Below are 5,895 nucleotides of genomic sequence, written 5' to 3' on the forward strand. Positions count from 1 at the left end.
AGGGGAGGGGTGGTGCGGAACGCTCATGCGGACTTCGCCTTCCGAGAAGTGCGGCAAGGGAGGGAGCGTTCCTGCGGGGGACTGCCATAAGGCGGATGGCTGAAAAGGATCCGAGCATCGAGGTCGCGCGGCGCGATGGGCAGGCGCCGGAACCACCCGGAAAGGGGTAAAGAGCGGGTGACCGTGGGATGTCACCTCGGTTGGCAGGGAACCTACGGTGGGCCAAGCAGTTTGGTCAAGGCCTGATTTCGTCGGAATGCGGTACGTCGTCGAGGGGCTCGGTGCCCTCCGCCTCGTCGACCCAGCCGAGCGCGAGGCTGATCCGGCGGGCAGCGTCCCGCACCTGGCCGCCCAGCTCCTGGTAGCGCCAGGCCGGCAGACCGAGCTTGAGGCCGGTGATGGAGACCGCCCCGGCGCAGACCGAGCGGTCGTCGAAGACCGGCGCGCCGATGCAGATGATGCCCTCGGCGTCCTCCTCGTCGTCGAGGGCGTAGCCGACCCGGGCGATGTCGCGCAGATGGGACAGGAAGGTCGCCGGGTCCGTGATCGTGCGGGAGGTGCGCCGGGGCAGCCCGAACCGCTCGATCACCGAGGCCGCCTCGCTCTGCGGGACGGCGGAGAGCAGCGCCTTGCCCAGGCCGGTGCAGTGCGGCAGCTCGCGCTGGCCCATCCGCAGATCGAGCCGGACGCGCTGGTCGATCTCGACCTGGTCCACGACGACCGCGTGGCCGTCCTCGGGCACGGCGAGCCGGGAGGCCATGCCGGTGCTCCGGGTCAGCTCGCGCAGGACCGGGTGGGCGACCCCGCGCAGGGAGACCTGGGAGCGGGCCCGGTCGCCGAGCCGGGCCAGGCTCATCCCGAGCCGGTAGCGGCGGTTCATGCCCTCGCCGTCGTCCGAGACGAGTCCGTAGGCGCGCAGGGTCTGGAGCATGCCGAAGGCGGCGCTCTTGGAGATGGAGCAGGCCTGGCCGACCTCCGTGACGCTCAGGCCGTTCCCCTGGGAGGGGGCGGCGAGCGCCTCGAGGATGTCCGCTGCCCTGGCCACGCTCTTGACCCAGTACTTCGGCTCTTCTGGGGCAGCACTGTTCGTCATAGCCGAACAGTCTAGTCCGTACCGGGGGGTCCGAACGCGCTTTGCCGACAGAGGAACCGCGAGAACGCCCGGATTCGGGGGCGGAAGGGTCTTGACCGGCTCAGAAGCCGCACGTAATATCCGGAACTGTTCTGCTCTACAGAACAGTGTTCAGGAAAAGCGAACGCAACACCTGAAGCACAGCACCACGTATCACCTGAAGCACCACGGATCACCCCTCTTCCTGCGGCGACTGCCGGGCGGATGGCGCCAGGGACTCACGGGCCGGGCAGGGCCCGAGAAGACCGACGACTCTCGACGCAAGGAGCAAGCGATTATGAGTTCAGGCCCGGCAGGCAACGAATCCGGAGCCCGACTCGCCGAACGCGCCCGCCAGGTCGTACCCGGCGGCGTGAACAGCGGTCAGCGCAGCGTTCCCGGACTGACCGACCTGGTCGTCACCGGCACCGACGGCGCCCGGTTCCGCACCGCCGACGGACGCGAGTACACCGACTTCCACTCGGCGTTCGGCCCGCCGCTGCTCGGCCACAACGACCCCGACGTGGCCCGCGCCACCGCCGAGGCCGGGGCCACCCTCGGCCACATGGGCGTCGGCGTCACCGAGGGCGAGATCGTCCTCGCCGAACAGCTCGCCGAACTGATCCCCTCGATCGAGAAGGTGCTGCTCACCAGCACCGGCAGCGAGGCCACCTTCCACGCGCTGCGCGTCTCCCGCGCCGCCACCGGACGCCGCCTCGTCGTCAAGTTCCAGGGCTGCTACCACGGCTGGCACGACGCGGTCAGCCTCAACGTCATCTCCGCGCCCGACAAGGTCGGCGCCCACGACCCCATCTCCACCGGCATCCTGCCCGAAGTCCTCGACGCCACGCTCGTCCTGCCGTTCAACGACAGCGAGGCCGTCCGCCGCGCCTTCGCCGAGCACGGCTCCGACATCGCCGCCGTCATCGTCGAGCCCGTCCCGCACAACGTCGGCGCGCTCCTCCCGTACCAGGAGTTCCTCACCACGCTCCGCGAGGAGACCACCCGGGCCGGCAGCGTCCTGATCTTCGACGAGGTCATCACCGGCTTCCGCCACGACATCGGCGGCTGGCAGAAGATCTCCGGCGTCACCCCCGACCTCACCACCCTCGGCAAGGCCATCGCCAACGGCGCCCCCGTCGGCGCGATCGGCGGCCGCGCCGACCTGATGGACCTCTTCTCCACCCGCCCCGGCGCCCCCGCCTTCTTCGCCGGCACGTACAACGGCCACCCCTCCGTGGTCGCCGCCGCCCTCGCCACCCTGCGCAAGCTGCGCGAGGAGCCGGTCCACGAGCACGTCTTCCGGCTCGGCGAGCGGGTCCGCACCGAACTGACCGGGCTGTACGAACGCCTCGGCGTTCCCGCCGTCGTCACCGGCTACGGCTCCGTCTTCGTCAGCTACTTCATGTCCGGCGAGGCCCCCCGCACCTACGCGGACCTGCTGAACAACGACGCCTCCCTCTTCGTCGGCTACCGCCGCAAGCTCCTGGAGCACGGCCTGTTCGAGCTGCCGCTCAACCTCAAGCGCAGCCACATCAGCTACGCCCACACCGACGCCGACGTGGACCGCCTGATCGAGGGCACCGAGGCCGCGGTCCGGGCCGTGCTCGCCGAGGGCGGCGCCCGCGACCTGGAGAACGCCTCCACCATGGGCGGAGCGACCCGCTGATGCTCACCGTCAACCGCACCCGCCCCGCCGGCCCCGCCGGCCGCATCACCCGCGTCGAGACCCTGATGCTCGGCACCTCCTGGCGCGACTTCGGCTACGTCCGGGTCCACACCGACGAGGGCCTGTCCGGCATCGGCGAGATCACCCACCCCTACCGGGTCCGCGAGGTCTGCGACCTCACCGAGGCGATCGCCCGGCGCCACCTGATCGGCGCCGACCCCTTCGACGTCGAGGAGCTGTGGCTCCGCGTCTACCAGGGCGACTTCCTGCGCGGCGGCGACATGGGCGGCGTCGCCCTGTCCGGCCTCGACCAGGCCATGTACGACCTGATGGGCAAGGCGCTCGGCGTCCCCGCCTACCGGCTGACCGGCGGCGCCTGCCGCGACGAGGTCCGGGTCTACGCCAACGGCTGGTACACCGGCGAACGCGAGCCGGAGACCTTCGCCGCCAAGGCCAGGGAGACCGTCGCCAAGGGCTTCACCGCCCTCAAGTTCGACCCCTTCGGCCCCGGCCTGCACGAGCTGGAGCGCGCCGAGCTGCGCCGCTCGATCGAGCTCGTCGCCGCCGTGCGCGACGCCATCGGACCGGACGTCGACCTCTTCATCGAGGGCCACGCCCGCTTCGCGATGCCGACCGCCGCCCGCCTGGTGCGCGAGCTGGAGCCCTTCGACATCGGCTGGTTCGAGGAGCCGATGCCCTGGACCCACATCGAGCGCTACGCGGAGCTGCGCCAGCGCGCCGCCTTCCCGATCTCCGGCGGCGAGCACTTCCACAACCGCTACGAGTACAAGCAGCTCTTCGCGACCAACGCCGTCGACATCATCCAGCCCGACCTCTCCATGGCCGGCGGATTCACCGAGGTGCGCAAGCTCGCCGCGACCGCCGACACCCACGGCATGCTGGTGGCCCCGCACAACTCCAACTCGCCGCTCTGCACCACCGTCTCGGTGCACGCGACGCTCGGCATCCCCAACTTCAAGATCCTGGAGACCTTCGACGGCCTCCTGGAGGACTACGTCTTCGACGCCCTCAAGGGCACCCTGCCGATCACCGACGGCCACATCGGCCTGCCGACCGCCCCCGGACTCGGCGTCGAACTGGTCGACGAGGTCTTCGAGGAGCACCCGCCCAGCCACCGCTTCTGGAACATGTTCGCGGACGGCTGGGAGAAGCGGAACCGGACATGATCGTCGACGTCCACTCGCACCTCTTCCGGCACAGCCACGACTTCACCGACCCCTTCCGGTCCGACTCCGCCCGCGCCCACGCGGGCGAGGTCGACCTGACGGTGAAGTGGGAGGAGTACGCGGCCACCGCCCCCGAGGGCACCCGCACCATCGTGGTCGGCGGCAAGGCCCGGCGCAGCGGCCTCTGGGTCGACGACGCCGCCGTCGCCTCGTACGTCGGGGCCCACCCGGACCGGCTCATCGGCTACCTCTCGCTCGACCCCACCCAGCCCGGCTGGCAGGACGAGCTCCGCCACGGCCACCAGGAGCTGGGCCTGCGCGGCATCAAGCTGATGCCGATGTACGCGGGCTTCGACCCGGCCGCCGAGGAGTACGACGAGCTGTACACGTACGCCGAACGCAACGGGCTGCCGCTCCTGGTCCACACCGGCACCACCTTCGTGTCGACCGCGCCCCTGGAGTGGGCGATGCCCCGCCACCTGGACGCGGTCGCCATCCGCCACCCGGAGCTGCGGATGGTCCTCGCCCACCTCGGCCATCCCTTCGAGGGCGAGTGCATCGCGGTCATCCGCAAGCACCCGCACGTGTACGCCGACATCAGCGCCCTGCACTACCGGCCCTTCCAGCTCTGGCACAGCCTCCGGCTGGTCCAGGACTACGGGGTCTTCCACAAGCTGATGTTCGGCAGCGACTACCCGTTCACGACGGTCGACGACTCGGTGAAGGGACTGCGGGAGATCGCCCGGATCCCCGGCATCCCCGGGCTGCCGCCGCTCGACGTGGACGCGGTGGAGGAGATCATCCACCGGCCCTCGCTGGACCTGCTGGGCCTGAACGGCTGAACCGGCCGTTCCACGAACCGCCGGCACGGTGCCGGGCCCGATCCCCCCGGTGCCCGCACCGTGCCGGCCCCGGGCCGCCGCGCCCTCACCCTGTGTCCCTTCGCGCGGCGGCCCGGACCTGTACTTCCACTCCGCACTGCTAAGGAAGCCCGCCATGACCGCAGCCGTCCCGCCCCGCGGAACCGACCGCTTCGATCTGACCGGCCGCACCGCGGTCGTCACCGGGGCCGCCCGGGGGCTCGGCCGCTCCTTCGCCGTCGGCCTCGCCGAGGCGGGCGCCGACCTGGTCCTCGTCGACCTGCCCGGTGCCGAGGGCATCGACGCGACCGCGGCCGAGATCGAGGCACTCGGCCGCACCTGCCGCACCTACGGGCAGGACCTCGCCGACATCGAGGCGCTGCCCGGCCTCGTCGACACCGTGCGCGCCGAGGCGGGCCCGCTGCACATCCTGGTCAACAACGCGGGCACGGCGGCGCTGGAACGCTTCAACGAGATCACCCCCGCGAGCTGGTCGCACATCATGCGGGTCAACGTCGACGCGGTCTTCTTCCTCAGCCAGCGCGTCGCCGAGCACATGACGGCCGACGCCGTCGCCGGCCGCATCATCACCATCACCTCCAAGAACGCCCTGGTGGCGGAGGCCGGACTGGCCCACTACAACGCCTCCAAGGCGGCCGCCCAACTGCTCACCGAGACCCTGGCGGTCGAACTCGCCCCGCACGGCATCACCGCCAACACCCTGGCCCCCGGCATGGTCGAGACGCCCATCGACGGCGAGTTCCCCTTCGACCGGGAGGCGTTCGAGTCCGCGTACCGCGAGCGCATCCCGCTCGGCCGGTACGCCCGGCCCGAGGAGTGCGTCGGCGCGCTGCTGCTCCTCGCCTCGGACGCCGGGGCCTATCTCACCGGGGCGCGGATCGTCGTCGACGGGGGAGTGCTGGCCGACCAGATGCCGCGCATGCGCTTCATGCCGCCGTACCGCACCACCCTCTGACCGCGACCGCCCGGCCGCGGTCCCCTCGAGCACGTACCGACAACGCGAGGAGCTCCTCCGTCATGTCCGTCAACGCCGCGTCCCCCTCCCCC

Annotated in this window: 5 protein-coding genes; 4 read left to right on the top strand and 1 reads right to left on the bottom strand. The window is 71.2% G+C overall.

The window, feature by feature from the left end:
• Window positions 1-235: 235 nt before the first annotated feature.
• Window positions 236-1,093 (bottom strand): IclR family transcriptional regulator, encoded by an 858-nt coding sequence (locus ACF08W_RS34930; protein ID WP_366300453.1) that lies wholly within the window; start codon window positions 1,091-1,093, stop codon window positions 236-238.
• Window positions 1,094-1,409: 316 nt separating this feature from the next.
• On the opposite strand from ACF08W_RS34930, the gene ACF08W_RS34935 reads away from it, so the two are divergent.
• From ACF08W_RS34935 to ACF08W_RS34950, 4 genes are all read left to right on the top strand, one after another.
• Complete coding sequence (locus tag ACF08W_RS34935) at window positions 1,410-2,780, top strand: aspartate aminotransferase family protein (RefSeq protein ID WP_352281233.1); 1,371 nt, start codon at window positions 1,410-1,412, stop codon at window positions 2,778-2,780.
• Window positions 2,780-3,967 carry a mandelate racemase/muconate lactonizing enzyme family protein gene (locus ACF08W_RS34940; protein WP_392281762.1) on the top strand — a complete coding sequence of 396 codons (1,188 nt, stop codon included), beginning with the start codon at window positions 2,780-2,782 and terminating at the stop codon, window positions 3,965-3,967. The genes ACF08W_RS34935 and ACF08W_RS34940 overlap by 1 nt, the downstream gene beginning before the upstream one ends.
• Entirely contained in the window at window positions 3,964-4,809 is an 846-nt protein-coding gene (locus ACF08W_RS34945; RefSeq protein WP_352281236.1) for an amidohydrolase family protein, read from the top strand. The genes ACF08W_RS34940 and ACF08W_RS34945 overlap by 4 nt, the downstream gene beginning before the upstream one ends.
• A gap of 154 nt (window positions 4,810-4,963) precedes the next feature.
• Entirely contained in the window at window positions 4,964-5,803 is an 840-nt protein-coding gene (locus ACF08W_RS34950) for an SDR family NAD(P)-dependent oxidoreductase (protein ID WP_385210972.1), read from the top strand.
• Window positions 5,804-5,895 lie beyond the last annotated feature (92 nt).

The sequence above is a fragment of the Streptomyces sp. NPDC015144 genome (genome assembly GCF_043079735.1).
GTDB lineage: Bacteria > Actinomycetota > Actinomycetes > Streptomycetales > Streptomycetaceae > Streptomyces.

Coding starts and splice junctions, on each gene's coding strand:
- ACF08W_RS34930 (WP_366300453.1), bottom strand. CDS start 1,093: ATGACGAACAGTGCTGCCCCAGAAGAGCCGAAGTACTGGGTCAAGAGC.
- ACF08W_RS34935 (WP_352281233.1), top strand. CDS start 1,410: ATGAGTTCAGGCCCGGCAGGCAACGAATCCGGAGCCCGACTCGCCGAA.
- ACF08W_RS34940 (WP_392281762.1), top strand. CDS start 2,780: ATGCTCACCGTCAACCGCACCCGCCCCGCCGGCCCCGCCGGCCGCATC.
- ACF08W_RS34945 (WP_352281236.1), top strand. CDS start 3,964: ATGATCGTCGACGTCCACTCGCACCTCTTCCGGCACAGCCACGACTTC.
- ACF08W_RS34950 (WP_385210972.1), top strand. CDS start 4,964: ATGACCGCAGCCGTCCCGCCCCGCGGAACCGACCGCTTCGATCTGACC.